Raw genomic sequence first — 23,348 nt, 5'->3', positions numbered from 1 at the left:
AAACACTTGACGGCCAAGATTGGGAGGCAGTATAATTTACATAGAACCAATTAGTTCCATGAAAGGAGGGATAAAGTTTGAACCCAGATGAGGAACTGAAAGCTTTGTCGACACTGGGGGTCGAGTTGACCCGGCGGGGTTTTTTGAAGTATGAAGAACGTGGGCATATTCCACAAGCCCACAGGGGTGGTGGTGGACCTGGTGGCGCATTTGCGATTTATCCTCCGGGGACAACCGAAGAAACCTACGCTGCATGGGCGTTAATGCACGGGGAATACGGCCAAGACCGTGAAAGAGAAGTATTCGGCGGAAAAATGCCTAAGATTTCTCCGCAAGCCATTAGTTTTATCCGGATGATACTAATAATGGAGATAAGAAAGGGGGATTATCCTGAACACGTAAGTGAAGACGATCAGAAAAGACTATCTGTTTTGAGTAAGCGCGGGAATATCGTTAAAAAGGGCGCATTTGAGTTTGAGTGGATTTTGGGCGGTTTTGACGCTGAACCGTGGTTAAAGAAGAAGTGGGTTGATGCGTTTCTATACGCCTCGAAAAAATTGAAAAGGGATTAAACGGTCTCGATTTTTTTTGGCCTTACATCGAACCAATGAATTCTATGTAAAGGGTGAAGAGCAGATGAATGAGAAGAAACTGTATGAGTTGTTTGAGCTACTGGCGGAAAATGGTGGCCCATTCCCCATGAGCCGCGCCGGCTTATATAAAGCCTGCTCGACGGGGGCGGTACCGACTGTAAGGGTCGGTCGACGGTTATTCGTGCCGGCTTGGTGGGTGGACGAAAAACTTAATAAGCCTACAGTCAATCCGACCTAGCGATCGTCGAGATTAGGGGGGTTCCTAAGGAACGAACCCAAGAAAGGTGTATTAATAATGCCCTGCAGTAAGGCTCAAAGAGAACGACAACGCGCCAACAGGAGGCGCAAGCCTAGAGAGGAGGCCCTGGACGCGAAGAACGCTTTTGGGAAGTGGGACCCTACGCCCCGGAAAGCGGTAAACGCGATACGGAACGAGGGTGTAAGAGATGCTTAACGCTGCTACTGCTCAGGACGACAGGTTGAAGGCAGCGCTTTTTTATGCCTCCCTGGGCTGGTCAGTGTTTCCGGTCCATACTCCTGACAAAGACGGTCATTGTACTTGCGGGAATCCAAACTGCGACAGAATCGGCAAACACCCGAGGACAGTGAATGGACTGAAGGACGCCACTACAGACCCCGCCCAGATACGAAAGTGGTGGAACTGGTGGCTGACGGCCAACATCGGAATCGCGACTGGCGGACAGTCTGGTCTTTGGGTCCTTGATATCGACGGAGATATTGGTCGCGATGCGCTCGAAGAATTGATAAAGGATCACAGTCCTTTGCCGGACACAGTCGAAGCCCAGACGGGCGGCGGTGGCCGGCATTATCTATTCCGGCACAACGGTACCCATATCCCAAACTCATCCGGAAAGATTGGACCCAAGATCGACGTGCGCGGCGACGGCGGATATATCGTAGCCGCTCCAAGCCTTCACAAGTCTGGACGATGCTACGCCTGGGACCCGGCCTTTTACCCGGGCGACATTCCGATTGCCGACGCCCCGGCCTGGCTGGTAGCTGCAGCAACAAAAACCATAACGACCAAGAAACAGGAGAGCCCAGAGGAAATACCGGAGGGAAGTCGTAACGACACCTTATTCCGGATGGGCTGCTCTCTCCGCAATAGTGGGTTTTCATCCAGCGAGATTCTTGCCGCGTTACTGAAGGCGAACAAAGACCGATGTAATCCTCCCCTTAAGGAGAAAGAGGTTGAAACCATCGCCCGCTCGGCGGCACGCTACGAGCCTAAGCGGGTCATTACATCCTCCGGTGAAACACCCGATCTCCGCGTCTTCCGGCAAACTGATGTCGGCAACAGCGAACGCCTTATTGCCGTCTATGGCAGCCGCCTTCGGTATTGTTTTGCCATGCGGGCATGGCTGATCTGGGACAAAAAACGATGGACGATGGATAGCACGGGCCGGATCGTCGAGATGGCGAAGGAGGTCCTTGTCCAGACCCGAAAGGCGGCAACAGTAGCCGGTGATGATACGCTAGAGAAATGGGCAAAGTCGTCGGAAACAAGGTCCCGTATAACGGCAATGATCGAGCTAGCCCAGAGCCTGGTACCGGTAAGGCCGGATGAGCTAGATACCGACCTCTGGCTTCTCAACTGCCAGAACGGTGTTGTTGACCTACGCACCGGCCGCCTGCTTCCACATAATCCCCAGTACCTTATGACCCGCATCTGCGCGGCCGAGTATCGGCCGGATTCGCCCCGCGGGCTGTGGGAGCAAACGGTAACGGCAATATTACCGGACCCGGACGTTCGGGCCTTCGTTCAGCGGTTCGCCGGATACTCGCTTACCGGGAGCGTGCGAGAGGAGAAGTTCCTGGTTCTCCACGGTGATGGCGGAGCGGGCAAAGGTACCCTGACGGAGACGTTGGGCGCCACGCTGGGAGATTACTCAGATACTCTGGCCGTCGAGGTCTTGCTCCAAAATAAGACGACCAGTACAGGCAGTGAGCCCACCCCTGAGATCGCGAAATTACCGGGTGTGAGGCTCCTGTTGGCTTCTGAAACGGGCCAGGGCCGGATATTGGACGAAGCCAAGGTAAAGGCTCTGACAGGCGGTGATCGCCTCACAGCCCGGCGCCTGCGCTGCGATCCCTTTAACTTCATGCCGGCTTTCAAGCTCTGGCTATCAACGAACCACGTTCCTCGGATTAGAGGTACTGACGAGGGCATCTGGCGCCGGTTTCTGATTGTGCCCTTTACGCAGCAGTTCCGCGACGGCCAAGGCCGCGACAGCACGCTCAAGGAGCGGTTGCGTGACCCGGTCGTGTTATCGGAAGTCTTGTCATGGGCCGTCACCGGTTGCATGGAGTGGCAGCGGGAAGGGCTGCGGGAACCTGATGCTGTCATCCAGGGGACCGAACAATACCGCCAAGAGTGCGATACCCTGGAGCAATTTTTCGAGGATGAATGCGAAAAAGGGCTGCGATGTGAGGCACCTGTTCGGTCATTCTACCAAGCCTACAAGGCATGGTGCTACAACAATGGCCATATGCCGGGAAGCGCAGCCACCTTTGGCCGAATGATGGAAGCGAAGCAATACGTCAAGAACAAGAAGAACTACGGATGGGTTTGGGCTGGAATTAAAGAGGCTGTTATTTAGAAAAGTGACAAAGTGACAAGAATGACAAAAATCTCTACCTTCCCCCTATGGAGAAAATCATACAGAACACCGGGTGAAATCGTGGAACTTTTGTCATTTTGTCACTATTTCAAAACTGGAGGTATTATTATGGCTATCAGTAGACGGTTAATCGCTGCTCTGGACTTTCTCGGCACCGACTATTGCATGAGGGTGATCGACGGGTGTGAATGCGTTTACCGTGATCTTGGCAACGGCTACGACATCGAAGTCTGCGGGTTTTATTGCCGGCGACGAAACAACATCGACATCCACGTCTGGCAAACGGAAGGTGCCATACGTATTGTTGAGTCCGTATTTGGTATAGCTTCGTTGCCTGAACTAAAGTCCAAACTAGACTGCCTGGTCGCGATTTATGGGAGGGCGGAAGATGGGCCTATACACCAGGTATAACGAATACATGCTACGTAATCAGGCAAACAAAAAAAGCGTAAGGGATCACAAGGTGAGGCCGTGGCTACAAAAAGCTGCGGCCTCTCTGCGTGAATACCTTGAAGCGAAATGCAAACGGTAGGCACGAAAGGAGCAACTCATGGCATTTCAACTTCTCAAGAACCTGTTCACGAGGCCGGCGCCGACAGAGCAGACGTCGATAGTGACCCTGCCATCGGGGCTAGCCTTCAAGAGCTACGGCGGCTTAAGCAATTCCGACATATTCCTGGCGGGGGTAAACGCCGTCGCCAAAGCCGCATCCAAGCTTACCGTTCAGGCCGTTGTTGGGGAGGAAGGAAATCGGGCGCCTGGCGATGCGCAAATCAATAGGGTCTTGGGGCTTCGGCCCACGCCGTACAGCAATACCCAAGAGTGGCTGTATCGAATAACCGCCCTATATTTCTCCAAGAACGACCTCTGGCTCTGGCCGCATTGGGACACCGGCAGTCTACAGGCTATCTGGCCGGTGGCGCCATCCTCAGCCGAGTTCGTGAGTGATAAGACGGACCTTTACGTGCGGTTTATCTTCCAGAACGGTAACTGCTCCACCCTTCCCTACCGTGACCTAATCCACCTAAAGCGGATGCCCATGCAGAACGACCTGCTGTCGGAGACCAACCAGTCCATCACGCCGGCGATTCAGTTGGCCAGCGACCAGACGCAGGGCCTAATAGCCGGCATCGGCCAGGTGCAAAGCCCCAGGGGGCTATTATCCTTCGTGCAAACGCTACGGCCGGAAGACATAGAAGCCCAGCGCAAGAAGTTCACTGAATCGCTAAGAGCCAACAACGGGATTGCGTCAATCGATGCCAAGGCCACCTTCCAGCAACTCGACATACCGCCCTACTCGGTCAATGCTCCCGAGCAGCAGGCGGTAGCTTCCAAGATTTACGCCTACCTTGGGGTGAACGCCAAAATTGTGGACGGGAGTTATACGGCGGAAGAATATAGCAACTTCGTTGAATCGACCATATTGCCCTTTGCACGTTCCTTGGGAATCGGGCTGTCCGTGGCTCTGCTCACAGAGAGGGAAATAGCAAATGACAACCGGATTACGGTCGAAACAGCCGGCCGTATGGCCTTCGCCTCTATGGCGGACAAGATCAATGCCATTAAGGAGATCATGCCGCTTGGCGTCCTCAACAAGAACCAAGCGCTACAAATCCTCGGCCTCCCGCAGATCGAAGGCCCCGAAGGCCAGAAGTGCCTCCAGAGCCTTAACTTCGTTGACCAAGCCATCATCAACGCGTACCAGCTCTCCTACAAGTTCAAACAACCTGCTGGCGGACCTGGAGAGGAAAGCGAGCAGTAAAGCCTTTGTGCGGCGGCTGGATAGCCAAAGCGACGGACCAGATGGGCGGTGGCGTATAGATCGTGCGAAATACCGAGCGCCGGGGATGGCACGTCCCGCAAGCACGGCGTATCACTCAAAAACGGAGCGTGTAACAATGACTGTAGCCGAATACTTCAACAAGCACAAGAACCTGACCGGCTCCCAAATCGAGGCCCGCAAGCTTGCCATACGGAATGAACTGCGGACCAATCATGACGCTAACCTAGAAGAGATCGAGAGAGAACTTGCCGCCCTGGAGGAAGTCGTCGCCCACCAAGCGGAGAAGCGAGGCACCAGCAAAGCGTTCAACCCTCTTCAGAATATCGGCGCCGAGAACCGGGACGACAACGTTTACTCTACCCAGGAGTATCGCCGGGCGTTCTTCAAAAACCTAAAAGGCTTGGACCTGACCGACGAGGAGCGGAGCGTATTTAACCAAGGCAAAGCGGAGCTGCGGGCCAGCACCTTCGGTGCCGCTAGCAACATGGCGGCCGTCATCCCGACGCAGACACTGAATCAAATCCTCGTCAAAGCTCGGGCGCAGTTGGGCGTCATCGGCATATCCCGGTCGTTTGGGATTCCGTCCAACCTTTCCGTGCCTGTGGCGACGCCGAGCGGCCTGACGCAGTTTGGCGGCCACAGCGAAGGTACCGCCGTCGATTCCGACACTCCGAGCATAGCCAACGTCCTGTTCAAGCCGAATGAGACGGTGAAGATATTTAGCCTGTCCCGCAACGCGGAGGCCACCAGCATCGACGCGCTGGAAAGCTACCTGATCGATGAATTAACCGCCGTAATGATGAACTCGCTGGACAATGCCCTTATCAACGGCGCCGGCGGGACGGCCGGTGCGGGCCTCGCCAGCATCGCCTGGTCGGCGGCGAACTCCGCTACCTACGCCAACGGCGGGGTACCCAAGTTCACCGACCTGACGGGGATCGCTTCCCTCCTGAAAGCTGGCTATGGCGCCAATGCCAAGTGGGTCATGAGCAACCAGACATTATTCTCTATGGTCTGGGGCATGACCAACACGGTCAGCGGCCAGCCGATCTTCGTCAACAATCCGCAGACAGAAGGTATCGGCTACCTGCTTGGCCGCCCTGTTATCCTGGATGACTACGCGGGGTTCGGGAACTTCTTCTTCGGGAGCTTCGACTTCCTGGCCTATAACCTGCCTCTGTCGATCACGATTGAAAAGAGCCTGGAGTCGAGCTTCAAACAGAACCTGATCGACTACAAGGCCGTCATGATCGGCGACGTGCAGGTCATCATAGCCGACGCCTTCGTTAAGCTCAGCCAGGCCGCGGCGTAAAAAACAAAAATAGCGGGGCCATCGTGGTCGGTGGTCCCGCCTTCTTTTTGAGGTGACAGAATGAAAGTAACCAAGGCAACGTTTAGGCACTATACAACGCCGCGGGATGAGGGGCTGCGGGGATTCTGCTCGGTCGTGCTGGATGGCGTGCTGGTGATCGACCAGATAAGGATTCGCAACAACAAGGACGGGGTGATGGATATTGAGCTACCGTGCTGCATAAACAAAGGCCGCTACTACGGTATCGTTTCCATTCTTACGGAGCCGCTGCTGGAGGAGATCAGGGCTGAGTGCGTTGAGCAGTATGAGCTATTCCATATCAAGCGGATGACAGCGATAAACCATCCGCCTGTGAAGCCGGCCGGGTCGAACCGGCGGCTGACCTTCGGATAAACAATGCAGGAGGCCCCCCAGGGTCGTTGGCGGGAATTGCCAAAATCCGGACCGGAGGGGGGCCTCAATTTTTGCGCGCGCCGTTTCTCACGGGTTTTTTGGAAACCAACCGAAAACTTTCCGTATTACGAGATAATTATTCTTAATTAAGTTGATTAGTCGCCGGTTGAATTGTAACATTGACACACTACTTGAACCAGCAAAGGAGATCGGAGGAATTGGCTAATCGAACAAGGGTCCGAGCCGCCGGCGAAGGGACGATTTATGAGAACGTAAAACGTAAAAGGTGGGAAGGGCAATTCCCTTACACGGACCCGGCAACGGGTAAGACCAAACGTAAGCTGATAATAGGGAAAAGCCAGACTGAAGTATCAAAAAAGGGGAAAGAGTTTCAGGATACCATAAAAAGCGGTTTAGTCCCCGGTGCGGACAAGAAGACTCTTTGGGACTGGTTGGACCATTGGTTAAAGGAATGCATTAAACCCAATGTGCGGATTAAGAGCTTCGAGAAGTATGAGTCGTGCCTCAAAAGCTATATTAAGCCCAAGCTCGGAGACAAACCTATAAAAAAATTAACCCCGGAAGACTTTCGCAAAGTATTCAATGAGATGCTTACCAAAGGTGGGCGAGCTGGTATTGGCGTATCGACTTCAACAGTACGGTCCACCCGGAGGTATTTAGCTATGGCGTACAAACAGGCAATCGAAGACGGCATAGTTGCACGAAATATTATTCATGCCACCAAACCTCCCCAATTGGTAAAAGAAGAAATCAAGCCACTAACGGAAGAACAAGCCAACTTGCTTCTTAAGGCTGCGAAGGAAGGAGAATTCTTTTACTTAGGGGTTAAGCAGCGGCGAAAACCGTCGCCAGCCAGTGAATATCATAAAGCTATGGCCTATGCAGTTGTGATGTTGACACTTAACACGGGTATGCGGTTAGGTGAAGTGTTTGGCTTAAAATGGGGCGATATAGACTTACCCAAGAAGGTGGTCAGCGTTCGACGGTCACTAGTATCCTCCGCGACTAAAGGAATGATATTTGAGGAGCCAAAGACAAAAGGGTCCAAACGGCGTATCCCAGTTACCGATGCCGTCAAAAAAGCTCTTGAGCGGTACCAGAAAGAGCAGCAATGGTTTATTAATGGTATGGGAGACCAATACGATGCAAAAGAAAATCTTGTATTCGCTAACTTATTCGGGAAGCCTGTGGATACATCAAATTTTACCACAAGGTATTTTAAGAAGATGCTAGTGCAGTCAGGGTTGGACCGGCATTTTTGTTTTCATGATTTACGGCATACTCACGCCACCTTGCTATTAAAGCAGGGGGTGAATATAAAGGTTATAAGCGAGCGACTGGGACATTCCACTATACAAATGACATTAGACACGTATTCCCATTTGATGCCAGACATGCAACAGACTGCCGTCCACGCTCTTGAAGCATTGAATATGAATTAAGTTTAATATAAGAACCGCCAATCTCGTACGACGTCGAAATTGGCATCATACAAGTAACACAATATGAATGGAAGGTAGTTTCAATTGTCGAATAGAATTATATGATGTTACGAAATTGTTGTCGGGGAGAAGTATATTATAATGCAAAATCCTTCGTTACTAAAGAAAAATGATTTTGATGTGAGCCTGCCTTCGATTGATCGACTAGAGAACAAAGCTCATCGGCTATTTCAATATGGTCAAAACGCCAAAGAGATCATCCGCGTTTCACCATTCGTAATCAATGGGCCTATCGATCAGAATTGGTTCCACAACACACTAATCTCTTTGCAAGAACAATCAGAGGAAAGAATTCCGTGGGAACTCTATCGTAAGCGGCTCTCGCTAATTGAAAGTACAGGCTTTACCGAAGAACCCACTTCCTTGACTAGGCTCGAATCACCCAAAAAAGATGCTAAAAGTTGGAATTCAAACTATGGACCTCATGGGTGGCACAGATATGTAGGTAGATTTCCCCCACATCTCGTCAGAGCACTTCTTAACCACTTTCAGGCAACCCAAAATGATATTGTCCTAGACCCTTTCGTTGGAAGTGGAACTACACTAGTTGAATGTAGGCTGCTTGGCATTCCATCAATTGGTATCGAAATATGTCCGCTATCTTCTTTGATTGCCCGGACAAAAAGCAAGTTCCCCATGAACACTGACAGCGTTTCGCACATACCTGAACAGTTGTCCTTTTTCTACAGCGAGCGGTTGTCAAGTTTTTTGCGCGGGAGGCTCATTAACGAAATACCTTATGAAGACATTCTCTCACGACCGGGCAATTTGATTTCTGCTTTCCCCAATTACCAAAATTGGTTTACTAGGGATGCGTTGTTAGGAGTATCTATTGTAACGGAGTTTGCAGCAACTCAACAGCAATATGCACGTGATATAATTTTAATTGCGCTTTCTTCTAAAATGAGAAGCATCGGTAATGTAGACGTTGATGTAGTTCGGGCGGAGTACAGCAAAAAACCGAAAGAGAATGTTGATGTCCTTCAAATAGTGATCCGACAGCTTTCCAAAATGCTGAAGTCAATCCAGGATTCTCTTGTAACTCATCGCGACACACTAGTGAACGAGCATTCTGTTTCACTCCTAGAAAGAGATGTCTTGGAAGTAGATCTACCCGAGGCATCTGTATCTCATGTAATTACATCTCCCCCTTACGGAGTAGAAGCCATAAGCTATCTTCGAACGCATCTACTGTCATATAGAACACTAGAACAGTTCCTTGAAACAGATCCATACGAATTCGGACAACATGTAATAGGCTCTGAGTATCTACCTAAAAACCCGCCCCACGTCGAAGATTTCCTTGTCTCCAACAATAGCCAAACCTATCGTTCTTTCTTTAGTCAGACACTCGGAGCGACATTGTCTTCCAAGCACCATATCCGAACATTAATGATGATGAAGTTCTTTGAAGACATGAATATGGTTGCAAGTAAGTTGCGCTTTTGGATGCGCTCAAATGGACGAGTTGCCTTTGTCATAGGAAACAAGAAAATTGGCGACACCATAATTCCGAATGATATAATCATGAAAGAAATTTTTGAGGCCAACGGTTTTGTGTTTGATAATGCCATTCGACATAAACTAAAAACAAATAATAGCAATTCTCAAGTCCCCTGGCAAGAAAGAGTTATCCAAGAAGAGTATATAATGCTTTTCCACAGGAGGTCCTCGCGATAATGGCGTTATCAGAAGGTCACATTCATGTTGCAATGCGCAATTTCTTAAAGAGAGAGGGCTGGTTACTTATTGCAGGCCAATACCCCGGCGGGTCGGATGATGAATTGCATGCCTTAAATGTTGTTGACCCTAATTTAGCGCGCGATAATAGCCCCGACCCGCGGCGTCATAGTAAGGGAAAGCTTGTTCCTGATCTTTTAGCTTTTCGAAACAACCAGTTACTCATTGTTGAGGCTAAACCGAAATACTCCAGAGACGATCGTGATAAACTGCGGGATCTTTTGGACAATAGGCTCAATGATTTTTTGGGTTCCCTCGAAAAATTTGCAACCGAAAGAAGAATTTCTGCTATCTTACCACTGAACAACCTCTTACTAATACCTGCCTTAGCTTTTTCTGCACAAGAGTTTATTGAACAGCCCGATCCCGGATTTATTTATATTCGAATAACCAATCTGACTGAGGCAAGATTAGAGGGACCTTTCTAGGAAGGAAAGAATATGATATTAGACTGTAATAAAGCTGATAGTGCCTATTGGACTAGTCTTCAGGATAATGTATCTTGTCTAGACTGGGAGTTTCACAACGCAAATACCCAATACTTGACACATAATCTTCACCGGTATTCGGGTAAATTCATTCCGCAAATTGCAAGACAGGCCATTGAACTACTATCTTCCCCAGAAGAAACTGTTCTCGATATATATGTAGGTTCAGGCACTACCTTAGTAGAAGCAGTTTTGGCCGGACGCCATTCTATAGGAATAGATTTGAACCCTTTAGCAGCGCTTATTTCCAAAGTAAAGATTACTCCAATACCTATGGAGCGCTTAGAAAAACTAACCTTAGATTTTCGGTTTTTAATTGAAAGACTTGCTGAGCTTGATGATTCATCTTTATTTGCCAAGACATCTAATATTAGCCTGGGATTACAACAGGATTCTAGGCTAACAGATCCATGGTTCACAAAATGGTATCAGCTTCCGGTTCTAAAAGAACTAATAGTTATTCATCAAAATATTAAGATTATTGAAGATAAGGATTGTCGGGACTTAGCATTAGTTGCTTTTAGCGATATAGTTCGGCGCAGTAGCAACGCTCACAATGGATACCCTAATGTAATGTTTCATAGAGACGCAAAACCCCGCCCGCTTCCGGGAGGTTTATTTTTAAAGTCTTTATATGACTGCATTCAAATGGTTCAAGAATTAATGATATATCCATTTTCAAAGTATACCCCCGAGATAATTCTTGGAGATGCGGCAAATATACCGCTTAGTAATAGCTCTATAGATGCAATTGTTACTCACCCACCCTATATTGGGTCTATTCCCTACGCTGAGTATGGGAGCCTAAGTCTTAAATGGTTGGGATATGAGCCAAAAGCATTAGACGAAAAGCTCACTGGCGGTCGTCGTCAGTCAAAAGATGTGGTGGAACGTTTCTGCAATAGCTATCAGAAAGCAATGCTTGAAGCTTTTCGTGTATTGAAACCAGGTAGAAGTATGTTCATGATGGTTGGTAATCCGTTAGTAAAAGGTGAAATAGTTGATTTGGGCAGCATAACAAAAGAATTGGCGACTATTGCCGGTTTCAATCTAATAGCCGAAACGACGAGGGCTGGCGTTAATCGCCGTGCCAACAAGATGGGAACAGAGCTACTATTATTTTTTCAAAAACCATAATTTAACGGGGGCAGCAAATGCCGCCCCCGTTTTTAAGTTGTGATAGTAGTTTGAGGTTGTAATGCGGCTACGTCAAGGAACCCGTCCCGGAATATGATTCCATCAGCTACACCCCGAAAAATTCGTATATCTTTACGCTGGGAGTTTTCTAGGTTCCTCCACATGTCGATAGTTATATTCGGAAAATGTAAAACCAGCCCAATCTCATTTTCTTCCCCGAATATATAAAGATATTTATAAAGCATTGCCATCCCTGCATAGGGATCTGACCTTAGATACCTCATCCCTGCCATATAGATTACGACGTGAGTAAACTCCCTAAGGCTTTGCGCCGGCAGGTGGTATCTTGTTCTGGCGTCTTCGGTATTTAGAAGTTTGACCGACCCCGGTGGTCCGTCGTATTGAGCAGGCCTGCGTACTCTAGTGCGAATAAATTCTTGTCTTTCATTTAGCTGTCTGCGTTGAAACTCAGAATCAATTATTGCCCGATTTAGCCCTGCTAACCCAACTCTTTCGTATTCTTGAAAGAAAAGTATGAGATATTCTCTTACTCGCTGATCTTTTGCGGGATCTTGGCGCACTTCGTAGTTCTGATCAACCGGCCAGTTAATAGTGGTTGTTGCTATATTTGTAACCTGCGTAACCTTATCTAGCGAATAAAAAAGTCTCAAATTCATATACCTAGGACCTTCGGTCGCCCCGCCATGTTTTCTAGCTGCATACGGGCCAAAGTAAATAGATGGAACTCCCGCTTCTGCGGCAGCAACTAGTCGGCCGTATCGCTGGCCTACGTTATGGCCACTAGGGACTTCGACCGTTCTTTCAATTACCAATATCGGTATACCATTATCCGTTATAATCGCATCAGGACGATCGTATGATAACACCGCAGCCAATTGAGGATTATGGCGTAATGCACCAGTAATGGGGTGCAAGTCAACGTTATTAAGGTTGGGATGTAAGCTTTGGACCCAAATACCCTCTTGTAGATCATCGTAGTATACAGCGTACCGATGGTGCTCCATTATGTCTAATTGATTCGCTGTTATTTGCCTAGTCAAAAGCATCACCATTCCTTTCCATTTATCTATATTATAACATAAAATGCTATATTGTAATATTTACCCATATTATGTCCTGTTATAGTGAGACCAGTACAGGAGTTGTATCGGCTCCAGAATGACACGGTCGGAGAGGGGGCAAGTGAGTGAGCGCTTGGATCTGCGATTTTAGGAAGGCAATTAGGAAGGCAATAGGGTATAAAACCAGATAGAAATAGTAGGCGAGGTGCACTTACTGCAAGCAGAACCCCCCGCTTTTTCCGACTTCGTGGACCCTGTATAAGGGATAAAAGAGCATTTTTTGGCTTCCCAAGCCGTGGGTCGCGAGTTCGAATCTCGTTGCCCGCTCCAAAAAAAAACGCCTTCCGGCCGGAAGGCGTTTCGTCTTTGCCAGGCTGTATTTTCCTTGACAACCCCCGGCGCCGGGAGTATACTTTAAAAGGTGTCGAAAATTCAATACTTGTGTCCATATGAAGTCTACGGAACAGCAACCGAGGAGCGAAATACCCTGTTGCGGAACCGTGGGCGGATGGAACTCTGGAGAGCCCCTGGATAAGGGCGCCGAAGGTGCAAGTCGGCATGCGTGCAAGCCGATGAATCTCTCAGGCAAAAGGACAGAGCAGTTGATTGATCCGGTCGCATTTTTGTGCGGCGGATAACTCAAATGTCCATTCTTCGGAGTCAAATCTTATGATTTGGCTTTTTTTATTTTGCTACTACGCCGCTGCCGGGGGAGATCAGCCGGAACCGCATGACCGGTCATACCGTTTGGGGGGATGCAAGCGATCAATGATGGCGTAAAGATATGCCGCCGGGCGTCAGCGGCAACACGGCCGCAACGCGCGGCAACCGAAACAAAAGGGAGAGGTAGATAATAATGAAAACGTCATTCAAAATAACGGTAATATCACTGATCGTCGTCATGCTGGCCGGCCTACTGGCCGGCTGCGGGAGCAATTCCTCGTCTTCCGCCGAAATCAAGATCGGCCTACTCAACGAACTGACCGGCGGCAACGCCACCTTCGGCGCCTCCACCACCAACGGCGCCAAGATGGCCATAAAAGAAGCCAACGCTAAAGGCGGGGTACTCGGCAAACAGATCAAAGCCGTCGTTGCCGACAACAAAAGCGAACCTTCCGAATCGGCCAACGGCATGACCAAACTCCTCACCCAGGACAAAGTCGTCGCCGTAACCGGCGTATTCGCCAGCTCCAACGCCATTGCCGCCTCCAACGTCGTCGAATCCGTCAAGGTGCCCTTCCTCGCCGTCGGCGCCACCAACCCCAAAGTAACGGTCGACGAAAAAACCGGCAAAGTGAAAGACTACACCTTCCGCGTCTGCTTCATCGACCCCTTCCAGGGCACGGTCGGCGCCAACTTCGCGCTCGGCACCCTCAAACTCAAAAAGGCCGTGATCCTCGTCGACAACAGCAGCGACTACAGCAAGGGCCTGTCGGCCTTCTTCAAGGCCGCCTTCGCCAAAGGCGGCGGCACCGTCCTCGGCGAGGAAGCCTACCTGCAGAAAGACCAGGACTTCAAAGCCATCCTCACCAAGACTAAAGCCCTCAACCCGGAAATGATCTACGTACCCGGCTACTATGAAGAAGTCGGCAAAATCGTCAAACAGGCCCGCGAACTCGGCATCGCCGTGCCGATCATCGGCGGCGACGGCTGGGATTCGCCCAAACTCGTCGAAGTCGGCACTGCTGCGGCCCTCAACAACACCTACTTCACCAACCACTACTCCGTAGACGACACCAGCGCCGCCTCCAAGGCTTTCGTCGATGCTTACAAAAAAGAATACGGGCAGGCCCCCGATGCCATGGCCGTCCTCGGCTACGACGCCGCCAACGTCCTCATCGACGCCATCAAGCGCGCCAACAGCACCGACCCGGCGAAGATCCGCGACGCCCTCGCGGCCACCAAAAACTTCCCGGCGATCACCGGGGCCACCACGCTCAACGCTACCCACGACGCCGTCAAGAGCGCGGTCATAATCGAAATGAAGAACGGCAAGCAGGTGTACAGGGCGACCGTCAAGCCGTAACCCGCGAGAGATAATAACCGCCACAAAGGGCTCCGGATTAATTCCGGAGCCCTTTGTACATTGACGGGCAAAGACCCTTCTAGCGGTAATAAATTATGTTCAACAGCCGCGCGGCACCGGCGGCGACGTTTTCGATCCGGTGGGCCGTATCGGCCGCGAACCGGATCGAATCCCGGGCGCGGAGGCCTATCTTCTCCCGCTGCACAGTAACCTCAATCGCGCCCTCCAGCACGAACAGATACTCCTCCACACCCTTCATATGGCCGGCGTTATCGAGCGCCGCCCCCGGCGCCAGGTCGATCGCCAGCGCTTCCAGGCGGTGAGGCTCGTAATACGGGAAAATACTCGTTATGGCATGCCCCGCCTCCTCATTAAAGGGAACCCGGTCGGTAGCACGCACCACCGTAAAACTGTCCTCCCGGTTGCCGATCAGCGTTGTCAGCGGCGTCTTGAGCGCCTGCGCGATCTTCCACAGCACCGTTATCGTCGGCGTCGCCCGCCCGCGCTCGATCTCGCCCAGCATGCTCCTGCTCACCGCCGACCTCTCCGCCAGCTCCTCCAGCGTAAGCTGACGGCGCTTCCTCAGCTCCTTCAGATTAGCCGCCACATTTTTACCGATTTCCTCCACATTTACCTCCGATATATTGACTAAATTTCCAATATAATATAGAATGAAGGCGAAGTCGCTGGACAATATATTGGAATTTATATTCATTATAGCACGTCTTTGTCTGGCAGCCAATAAAGGAGGAATCGGCCATGGAAATTGTGAATTACCTTGATGCCCAGACAAGCCAGCCCCCCGATCCCGGCACCGGCCTCAGCATCCGCAGGCTCACCGCCGACCCGCAGCTCTCGCTGTACTTCGCCGCCATTGACCCGGGAGTCACGCTCCCTGCCCACTACCATAAAGACGGCGCGGAAGCCTACCACATCGTCGGCGGCAGGGGCGAAATCGCCGTTGGCGCCTTGAAAGGCGACGCGGTCGAGTGGCAGCAGGCGGCATCCGTCAAGGCGGGCGACTGCTTCAGCATCCGGGCGGGCCAGGTCCACCGCCTGGTCAACAGCGGCGACACCATCCTGCAGGTCGTCTTCTCCGCTCCTCCCCCTCACCTCGGTGAAGATCGTTTCTTCGTCTCCATTGAAGTAAAATAGTCGCCGACTGCCGAAAGGAAGTGCCAGCATGAAACCCTTTCCCTTCAAAAAGATCGACGCCTTCGCCGACGGCCTGGCCTCGGGCAACCCCGCCGGCTGCATCTACCTCGGCGCAGACACCGTCATCGCCGCCGCCGAAATGCAGCGCATCGCCCGCGAACTCAAAGGCTTCGTCAACGAAGTCGGCTACCTCCGGCCGCTTGAGGACAGCTTCGCCCTGCAATTCTACTCCTCCGAATGCGAGGTCGAATTCTGCGGCCACGCCACCATCGCCATCATGTACGACCTCATCAGCGACAGCGAAGAACTCCGCCGCAAACCGGAGCTATCCCTCCTGGTCGGCGCCGACCGGCTCGTGGTCGTCAACCGCGTTCCGCAAGAAGATGCCGTTTACATCACCGCCCCCCCGCCCCGCCGCCTCCCTTGCCCGCTCGCGGCCGGGGAAATAGCGCGCGCCCTCGCGGCCAGCGCCTCCGACGTCGACGCCGTCCTGCCTGCGAGGCTGATCAATGCCGGCCTCCGCACCCTCATCCTGCCGCTCGCCGCCCTGGACGCCTGCCTCGCCCTGCTACCCCCGCAGGAAGAGCTTCGCCTGTTCTGCGAACAGCACGGCGTCGACATTATCCTCGTCTTCGCCCGCGAAACAGCCTTGGCGTCCGCCCACTTCCGCACCCGCGTCTTCGCCCCCAAATACGGCTACCTCGAAGACCCGGCCACCGGCTCGGGCAACGCCGCCTTCGGCCACTACCTCCACGACCAGGGCCTGTGGCGGCCAGACGGCGTCATCATCGAGCAGGGCCCCTCCCGTGACAATCCGAACATCGTCAGACTGCGCAGCGTCGGGGAAGGCCATGACCGGCGCATCCTGTTCGGCGGCCGCGCCGTGCTGCGCATCAGCGGCCAATATTGCCTTCACGGCTAGCCTCCCTCTCGTCCCCAAGCCTCCGGTCTCGTGCCGGGGGCTTTTTTGTTCTTGTCCGGTACGCTAATCGTTTTCCCCGGCAGGAAGGCGCCAAACGGCGGCGAAAATAAAAAAGACGATTCCATAATCCGGCACAGGGACCAAATCCGGCCCGGTTTCGCCGCCATCCGGCCTGACCTGCTGGCAGGATACGGTCCTCGCGAAAAAGCCACACTAATCCCGCGGGGCATAATCCCTCCCCGCCCCGCGTATAAAACAAAATAACGTGCAGGAGGTATAATAATGGCCCTGATAGGTAAAGCCCTCGTCGCCCAGGGAGGCGGACCCACCGCCGTCATCAACCAGACCCTGGCCGGCATCGTCCTCGAAGCCCGCAAGTTCGCCCAGATCACCAAAGTATACGGCGCGGTCAACGGCGTCGCCGGCATCATCCGCGAAGACTTCCTTGACCTCACCCAGGAAACCACGCACAACCTCGAACAAGTCGCCCTCACCCCCTCCTCCGCCCTTCTCTCCACCCGCGACAAGCCTGACAGCAAATACTGCCACGAAATATTCAAAGTCCTCAAAGCCCACGACATCCGCTACTTCTTCTACATCGGCGGCAACGACTCCGCCGACACCGTCCGCATCGTCAACGACGAAGCCGAAGCCTCCGGCTACGAAATGCGCGCCATCCACGTCCCCAAAACCATCGACAACGACCTGACGGGCAACGACCACACCCCCGGCTTCGGCTCGGCCGCCCGCTTCATCGCCCAGGCCTTCATGGGCATCAACCTCGACGTCCGTGCCCTGCCCGGCGTCTACCTCGGCATCGTCATGGGCCGGCACGCCGGCTTCCTCGCCGCCTCGTCCGCCATCGCCCAGAAATACCCCGAGGACGGTCCCCACCTCATCTATCTGCCGGAGCGCATCTTCGACATCGACGAATTCCTTGCCGCGGTCAAAAAGACCTACGACCGCCACCGCAAATGCGTCGTTGCCCTCTCCGAAGGCATCTGCGACCGCTCGGGCGACCCCATCGTCCTCTCATTGCGCAAGGACACCGAATTCGACGCCCACGGCAACGTCTCCCTATCAGGCAGCTGGGTCATCGGCGACCTTCTCACCCAGCAGATCAAAGAAAAACTCGGCATCTCCCGCGTTCGTAGCGACACCTTCGGCTACCTTCAGCGGTCCTTCCTCGGCTGCGTCTCCGACGTCGACCAGCACGAGGCCCGCGAAGTCGGTGAGCGCGCGGTGCAAATGGCCGTCTGGAACAACGTCGACGGCTCCATCGCCATCGTCCGCACCGGCTACTACTCGGTCGACTACCGTCTCCAGCCCCTCGCCGACGTCGCCGGCAAAACCCGCACCATGCCCGACGAATTCATCAACGCCGAAGGCAACCACGTCACCGACGCCTTCAAATTCTACGTCCGGCCCCTCATGGGCTCCGGCCTGCCCTCCCCCTCCCAGCTCCGCGCCCCGCGCGTCCCCAAACTGCTGGAGCGGGAATAAGGCCTCCGGCGTACTCTTGCCGCCTTCGCCGATTTTGCTGCTAGAAAAGGCCTCCGGGATGATAATCCCGGAGGCCTAAAATTTGTCCGTTTCCGTCTCGGCGTCTCAACCTTCGATGAAATAAAGCTTCGAGGGCCTGCCGGTACTGCCGTACAACAACGAATATTTGATCATCTTCGTCTCCACGAGATACTCCAGATAGCGCCAGACGGTAATCTTCGACATCGCCATCGCCGTCGCGATCTCCTGGCATGTCATCGGTTTTTTCTCCCGCAGGAGAATCGTCAGCAGCTGCTCCAGCGTCAGTTGATGCACACCCTTGGGCAGATCCTCGTGAAAGGGCTCCTTCACCTCTTCGGCATCCGGGTCGACCCGGTTGGCGATCTTATCGAGATCGTCCTGGCGGATCTCCTCTTTCTTGTGGAACACCTTGCGCATCCTGGCGTAATTCTTCAGCGCGGCCTTCAAGCGGTCCAGATCGAAAGGCTTGATTATATAGTCGATCGCCCCAAACCTTAGCGTCGCGGAAATCGTCTGCACATCCTTAGCGGCGGTGACGAGGATGACATCGGTGGCCAGTTCCCTGTGCCGGACATGCTTGAGGATATTAAGCCCGTTACCGGTTGGCAGATAAATATCCAGAAGGATCAAATCGGGCGATAACCTGGCGATGCTGCTGAGCGCATCGGTTTCCGTAGCGCTTATGCCCGCCACTTTAAAACCGTTCATCCGCTCGATAACCCGCCGAAGAATATCCGACACCATCGGGTCGTCCTCCACAATCAGCACCGAAAAAGACATCTTGTCACCCCGCAATAGTATAAACGTCTATTCCTGCGAACAGGCCGGCCCGACGGGTATCCTCACCGCAATCTCGGTTCCCGAAGCATCGCTTTTTACATCGATCGAACCGGACGCCAATTCAACCCTAGCTTTGACATTCGCCAGCCCGTACCCCCTCCCCCACTCCTTGGTCGAAAAACCCTTCTCGAAAATCTGGGTCAGATAATGACTTGGCACTCCGCAGCCGTTATCCACGACCCTGATGAATATCCCGTCAGCGTCCTGCGCTATCAGCACGTTTACCCTCCTCTTGCCCGGGGGGAGATCCTGCACGGCATCCATCGCGTTCTCAATCAGGTTGCCCAGCACGATGATGAGCGCGTTCTCATCGAAATACGACGGCAACGCCGAGAGCCTGCTGTGCGGGTCAATCGACAACGCGATTCCCCGCTCCTGCGCCTCGGCCGACTTGCCCTCCAGCAGTCCGGCGGCCGCAGGATTGGCGATATTCTTCAGCAAAAACTCGATAAACGACTGCTCCTTCGCCGTCAGCCTGGTTATATACTTGCGGGCCTCCGCGTACGAACCGAGCTGGATAAGGCCCGAAACGGCCTGCAGCTTGTTCATGAACTCGTGGCTTCGCGCCCGCAGCGAATCCACAAGCTGCCTCGCTCCCGTCAGCTCTTCGGCCAGATTATTGATCTCCGTCATATCGCGGAAAGTTGAAATCGCGCCCACCGCGTTGTTGCCGACCATGAGCGGGATACGGTTTACCAGCACCACGTGGCCGTTGAGGAGCATCGGCTCGTCCAGCTCGGCCGCCCTGCTCATCATCACGATCGGTAGCCTGGTATTGGGAATCACCTTGGTCACATCGTTGCCGAGAATATTCTCCTCCGGCGCCAGGATTATACGGGCGGCGCTGTTGGCCACCGTCACCTTGCAATCGGCATCGATCGCGATGATACCCTCCCGGACCGACTCCAGCATCGTCTCCCGTTCCTTAAGCTGCATGGCGATTTCCGCCGGCTCCATGCCGAACAGCGTCTTTTTTACATTGCTCGCCAGTAGAAAGGAAAACAGCGCGACCGAAACGAGGCTGACCGGGATGATAATATACAAGATGCGGAAAACTCCCCAGATGATATTGGCGATATCGGGCTCCCAGAAGCCCACCGCCACCGCGCCCAACTGGTTGCCGGTATATTCGAACACCGGAGCGAAGGCGCGGATCGACGGGCCGGATATGCCAATCGCCTTCGAAATATACGACCGGCCCTCGCGCAACGCCGGCAGCTCATCGTTGCCGGTAAAAGGCTTGCCAATCAGATCCGGGTTAGGATGAGTGTAACGAATGCCGTTCTTGTCCAGAAACACGACAAAAGCGGCGTTCGTTTTTCTTTCCACCTCGTACGCAATCCCTCCCAGATTTTTCGACGGGTCTTTGCTAAGATAAGCCTGGATGACATCCACCCGTGCAGCCGCAAGATTAGCGACGCTCCGCGCCTGGACAGCTATTTGCTTCTCGGTATTATCGACAAGCGACAGATAAAATAGCGAAATGATGATTGCCAACACTATCATACCGCTGAGCAGATTCAACAAAAAAACCTTTTTCTGCAGGGAAGAATCGGAGAAATTTATACTACCGCCCCCCTTAACCAAGGTTTCTTTATCACCAAAATTTTAACATGGCCGCCACGAAATAAAAACACTAAACAGGCTGTAAATAAATGAAATAAACGAAAAATAAAAGCAATTAAGACAATTAACAGCCTCATTTAAGCAATAAAATAGGCGGCTTCCCGCCGCTCGGCGAAAATCACAGACGGAGAAACGGCATAAGCAACCACGCCCAAAACGAAAGGAGAGCAGCCTATGATTATTGACAAGGAAACCTGTATCGGCTGTCAACTGTGCCAGCCCTACTGCCCAATGGGGTGCATTTCTTACCGGGAAAACGAAGGGAAATGCGCGATCGACCTCGACGAATGCGTCGAATGCGGCATATGCCAAAGGCCGAAAGTCTGCCCCACCGGCGCCCTTCAACAACAGGAGCTGGACGAAATGCGCAACCTCCGCAGGACCTTCTCCAACCCCCTCGTCCCCCACAAAACCACCTCAGTTCCCGGGCGCGGCACCGAAGAAATGAAAACCAACGACGTCACCGGCCGCTTCAAGCGCGGGCACGCCGGCGTAGCCGTCGAACTCGGCAGACCGGGTACGGGCACCAGATTCCGTGACGTCGAAAAAGTCGCCATGGCGGTTGCCCCGATCGGCGTAACCTTCGAGCCGCAAAACCCTGTCACCGCGCTGATGGTCGATACCGCCACCGGCAAAATGCAGGACGGAATACTTGACGAAAAAGTGCTATCAGCTATCGTCGAATTCGACGTCACCATCGAAAAACTGGCGGTCGCCCTGACCGCGATCAAGCAGGTCGCCCCCGAACTGGACACCGTCTTCAGCCTCGACCTTGCCAGCCGCATGTCGGCGGACAACACCGTGCCCACCGCAGAAATCGCCCGCCAAGTCGGCTTCGAACCGTCGTTAAACGGCAAAACAAACGTCGGTCTGGGACGACCGCTGGCGAAGGAGGTATAAATACAATGACGCATTCGCTACACCGCCACGGCACAATGGAAAACCTACAGGAAGACTACGTCGTATTCGCGATCGCCGCCCAGACCGTCAACGCCAAAGGCAAAGCCCCGGTTTTCGGCGAGTTCTACAAAATCGTCAACAAATACAATCCGGTATTCAGCGGCGACATGAAGACCGGCAACATCCTGGCAGTAGGCCTCGAGGCCATTGCCAACGGGCATCAGGACAACTCCATCGTCCACGCCGTTTACACCGACAAAGAAGTCGTCGCCCAAGTCCTCAAAGAACTGAAGGAAGCAGACTTAGGGCTGTCCATCGTCGTCTCCGGCCTCCTCGACCATGTCGACGCCTGCTGCAATAAAGCCGGCATCGAGAGGCACACCATCGAACACTCCCTCGGTATTCACGGCAACGCCAAACGCCTGCCCAATGACCAGGTGCTCGAGATAAGCACCATGTGCGGCCACGGCATGGTCGCCTTCAACCTCATCAACCACATGGTCGACGAAATCAAGGCGGGCGGCAAAACTCCCCAGCAGGCGGCCGACGAACTCGCCGCCCAGTGCCACTGCGGCATCGTCAACCCCGCCAGGGCGGCCGCGCTCCTGAAGCTCATGGCCGAATGACAGGCAAAAACACTGGAGGGATAATAATGACAACCAAATCGAGAGCGAGCCTGATTTGTGTCCTGCTGCTCGTCGCCGTCCTCGTGGTCGGCGGCTGCGGTGGCGGCTCCGCCACCGACGGAAAAGCCAAATATCCCGAACGGCCGATCGAAGGGATCGTCGGCTGGGGCGCGGGTGGCGGCACCGACGTATTCGCCCGGGCCATCGCCAAACCCGCCGGCGAAATCCTCGGCCAGCCGGTCGCCGTTAAGAACATGCCCGGCTCGTCCGGGGCCATCGCCGGCGACTATGTCACCCAGCAGCCGGCCGACGGCTATACCCTCTGGTTCATGGGCTCCAACTACGCCGTCAACGTCGCCCTGGGGCGCACCCCCCACAAACTGGACCAATACATCCCCGTCGCCCGCATCCAGCATGACACCGCCATGCTGCAAGTCACCAAGACCAGCAAATTCAAAACCATCGACGACATCATCGCTTACGCCAAAGCCAACCCCGGCAAACTCAAAGTCGGCGGCACGGGTGCCGCCAGCTTCGACGAAGTCGTGGTCGCCCTCTGGGAAGACGCAGCCGGCATCAAAGTCAACTACGTGCCCTATGAAAACGGCGGCCAGATGCAGGCAGCCCTGCTCGGCGGACACCTTGACGTCATGTTCGAGGAACTCGGTCCGGTCGCCGGCCGGGTAGCCGACGGCAGCCTCATTCCCGTACTGGCCTTCAGCGAGAAAAAGCTTGAGAAATTCCCCAACCTGCCGGTCGCGCCCGACAAAGGCTGGAATATCACCCTTGGCAACTGGCGCGGTGTAATGGTCAAAAAAGGCACTGACCCAGCCGTCGTAAAAAAACTCGAAGAAACCTTCACCAAAGCCAAGGACACCCCCACCTACAAAAAAGTGGAGAAAGACACCTACCTTGACCTGCGGGCCGGCTACCTGAACGGCAAAGACTATGGCGCCGCTATCCAGAAAGACATCGACATCTACAAAAAAGCCCTCACCAAACTCGGCTACATCAAATAGCAACAGTCTCCGAAGGG

Annotated in this window: 21 protein-coding genes and 1 riboswitch; of the genes, 17 read left to right on the top strand and 4 right to left on the bottom strand. The window is 53.3% G+C overall.

The genetic code is table 11. The features are described 5' to 3' along the window. The first annotated feature begins 77 nt into the window (after positions 1 to 77). The 10 genes from Q4T40_18610 to Q4T40_18565 all read left to right on the top strand — a co-directional run bounded on the left by Q4T40_18610 (position 78) and on the right by Q4T40_18565 (position 11,611). A complete protein-coding gene (locus tag Q4T40_18610; GenBank protein ID MDT8903252.1) occupies positions 78 to 572 on the top strand; it encodes a hypothetical protein in 495 nt (164 codons plus the stop codon). 467 nt (positions 573 to 1,039) lie between these two features. After that, positions 1,040 to 3,214: a phage/plasmid primase, P4 family gene (locus tag Q4T40_18605; protein ID MDT8903251.1), complete on the top strand. Its 2,175-nt coding sequence runs from the start codon at positions 1,040 to 1,042 to the stop codon at positions 3,212 to 3,214. A gap of 129 nt (positions 3,215 to 3,343) precedes the next feature. Continuing rightward, positions 3,344 to 3,646, top strand: coding sequence for a hypothetical protein (locus Q4T40_18600; protein MDT8903250.1), 303 nt, complete (start codon positions 3,344 to 3,346; stop codon positions 3,644 to 3,646). Positions 3,647 to 3,785: 139 nt separating this feature from the next. Continuing rightward, positions 3,786 to 4,997 (top strand): phage portal protein, encoded by a 1,212-nt coding sequence (locus Q4T40_18595; GenBank protein ID MDT8903249.1) that lies wholly within the window; start codon positions 3,786 to 3,788, stop codon positions 4,995 to 4,997. A 136-nt stretch (positions 4,998 to 5,133) separates the two neighbouring features. Beyond that, entirely contained in the window at positions 5,134 to 6,330 is a 1,197-nt protein-coding gene (locus Q4T40_18590) for a phage major capsid protein (GenBank protein ID MDT8903248.1), read from the top strand. 60 nt (positions 6,331 to 6,390) lie between these two features. Beyond that, positions 6,391 to 6,723, top strand: coding sequence for a septation protein SpoVG family protein (locus Q4T40_18585; protein ID MDT8903247.1), 333 nt, complete (start codon positions 6,391 to 6,393; stop codon positions 6,721 to 6,723). A gap of 218 nt (positions 6,724 to 6,941) precedes the next feature. Beyond that, positions 6,942 to 8,186: a site-specific integrase gene (locus Q4T40_18580; protein ID MDT8903246.1), complete on the top strand. Its 1,245-nt coding sequence runs from the start codon at positions 6,942 to 6,944 to the stop codon at positions 8,184 to 8,186. Between the two features lie 141 nt (positions 8,187 to 8,327). Continuing rightward, a complete protein-coding gene (locus tag Q4T40_18575) occupies positions 8,328 to 9,926 on the top strand; it encodes a DNA methyltransferase (GenBank protein ID MDT8903245.1) in 1,599 nt (532 codons plus the stop codon). Further along, complete coding sequence (locus tag Q4T40_18570; protein ID MDT8903244.1) at positions 9,926 to 10,414, top strand: hypothetical protein; 489 nt, start codon at positions 9,926 to 9,928, stop codon at positions 10,412 to 10,414. The genes Q4T40_18575 and Q4T40_18570 overlap by 1 nt, the downstream gene beginning before the upstream one ends. A 12-nt stretch (positions 10,415 to 10,426) precedes the next feature. Further along, positions 10,427 to 11,611 carry a DNA methyltransferase gene (locus Q4T40_18565; GenBank protein MDT8903243.1) on the top strand — a complete coding sequence of 395 codons (1,185 nt, stop codon included), beginning with the start codon at positions 10,427 to 10,429 and terminating at the stop codon, positions 11,609 to 11,611. A 32-nt stretch (positions 11,612 to 11,643) separates the two neighbouring features. Here the strand turns inward: Q4T40_18565 and Q4T40_18560 are convergent, their stop codons facing one another. Continuing rightward, positions 11,644 to 12,684 carry a hypothetical protein gene (locus Q4T40_18560; GenBank protein ID MDT8903242.1) on the bottom strand — a complete coding sequence of 347 codons (1,041 nt, stop codon included), beginning with the start codon at positions 12,682 to 12,684 and terminating at the stop codon, positions 11,644 to 11,646. Positions 12,685 to 13,199: 515 nt separating this feature from the next. After that, positions 13,200 to 13,300: riboswitch (glycine riboswitch) on the top strand. Between the two features lie 249 nt (positions 13,301 to 13,549). Between Q4T40_18560 and Q4T40_18555 the strand changes: the two genes are divergently transcribed. Further along, positions 13,550 to 14,719 carry an ABC transporter substrate-binding protein gene (locus tag Q4T40_18555; GenBank protein ID MDT8903241.1) on the top strand — a complete coding sequence of 390 codons (1,170 nt, stop codon included), beginning with the start codon at positions 13,550 to 13,552 and terminating at the stop codon, positions 14,717 to 14,719. A 79-nt stretch (positions 14,720 to 14,798) separates the two neighbouring features. Here Q4T40_18555 and Q4T40_18550 read toward each other — a convergent pair whose 3' ends face one another. Further along, complete coding sequence (locus Q4T40_18550; protein ID MDT8903240.1) at positions 14,799 to 15,347, bottom strand: XRE family transcriptional regulator; 549 nt, start codon at positions 15,345 to 15,347, stop codon at positions 14,799 to 14,801. Between the two features lie 131 nt (positions 15,348 to 15,478). On the opposite strand from Q4T40_18550, the gene Q4T40_18545 reads away from it, so the two are divergent. The 3 genes from Q4T40_18545 (at position 15,479) to Q4T40_18535 (ending at position 18,299) form a co-directional block, all read left to right on the top strand. Continuing rightward, entirely contained in the window at positions 15,479 to 15,874 is a 396-nt protein-coding gene (locus Q4T40_18545; protein ID MDT8903239.1) for a cupin domain-containing protein, read from the top strand. A gap of 28 nt (positions 15,875 to 15,902) precedes the next feature. Further along, positions 15,903 to 16,796: a PhzF family phenazine biosynthesis isomerase gene (locus tag Q4T40_18540; GenBank protein MDT8903238.1), complete on the top strand. Its 894-nt coding sequence runs from the start codon at positions 15,903 to 15,905 to the stop codon at positions 16,794 to 16,796. Between the two features lie 282 nt (positions 16,797 to 17,078). After that, complete coding sequence (locus Q4T40_18535; protein ID MDT8903237.1) at positions 17,079 to 18,299, top strand: 6-phosphofructokinase; 1,221 nt, start codon at positions 17,079 to 17,081, stop codon at positions 18,297 to 18,299. 105 nt (positions 18,300 to 18,404) lie between these two features. Here Q4T40_18535 and Q4T40_18530 read toward each other — a convergent pair whose 3' ends face one another. After that, positions 18,405 to 19,100 (bottom strand): response regulator, encoded by a 696-nt coding sequence (locus Q4T40_18530; GenBank protein ID MDT8903236.1) that lies wholly within the window; start codon positions 19,098 to 19,100, stop codon positions 18,405 to 18,407. A 27-nt stretch (positions 19,101 to 19,127) separates the two neighbouring features. Further along, complete coding sequence (locus tag Q4T40_18525) at positions 19,128 to 20,684, bottom strand: sensor histidine kinase (protein ID MDT8903235.1); 1,557 nt, start codon at positions 20,682 to 20,684, stop codon at positions 19,128 to 19,130. A 276-nt stretch (positions 20,685 to 20,960) separates the two neighbouring features. On the opposite strand from Q4T40_18525, the gene Q4T40_18520 reads away from it, so the two are divergent. Genes Q4T40_18520 through Q4T40_18510 form a run of 3 tightly spaced genes read left to right on the top strand, consistent with a single transcriptional unit; the run spans position 20,961 to position 23,331 of the window. Continuing rightward, complete coding sequence (locus tag Q4T40_18520) at positions 20,961 to 21,686, top strand: 4Fe-4S binding protein (GenBank protein MDT8903234.1); 726 nt, start codon at positions 20,961 to 20,963, stop codon at positions 21,684 to 21,686. A gap of 5 nt (positions 21,687 to 21,691) precedes the next feature. Then, positions 21,692 to 22,312: a hypothetical protein gene (locus Q4T40_18515; protein ID MDT8903233.1), complete on the top strand. Its 621-nt coding sequence runs from the start codon at positions 21,692 to 21,694 to the stop codon at positions 22,310 to 22,312. A gap of 26 nt (positions 22,313 to 22,338) precedes the next feature. Beyond that, positions 22,339 to 23,331: a tripartite tricarboxylate transporter substrate binding protein gene (locus tag Q4T40_18510; GenBank protein MDT8903232.1), complete on the top strand. Its 993-nt coding sequence runs from the start codon at positions 22,339 to 22,341 to the stop codon at positions 23,329 to 23,331. Positions 23,332 to 23,348 lie beyond the last annotated feature (17 nt).

It is taken from the genome of Selenomonadales bacterium 4137-cl (assembly GCA_032334055.1).
Taxonomy (GTDB): Bacteria; Bacillota; Negativicutes; order Sporomusales; family UBA7701; genus Anaeroselena; species Anaeroselena agilis.
The sequence above is the reverse complement of the archived record's forward strand: the minus strand, read 5'-3'. Positions and strand labels throughout refer to the sequence as shown.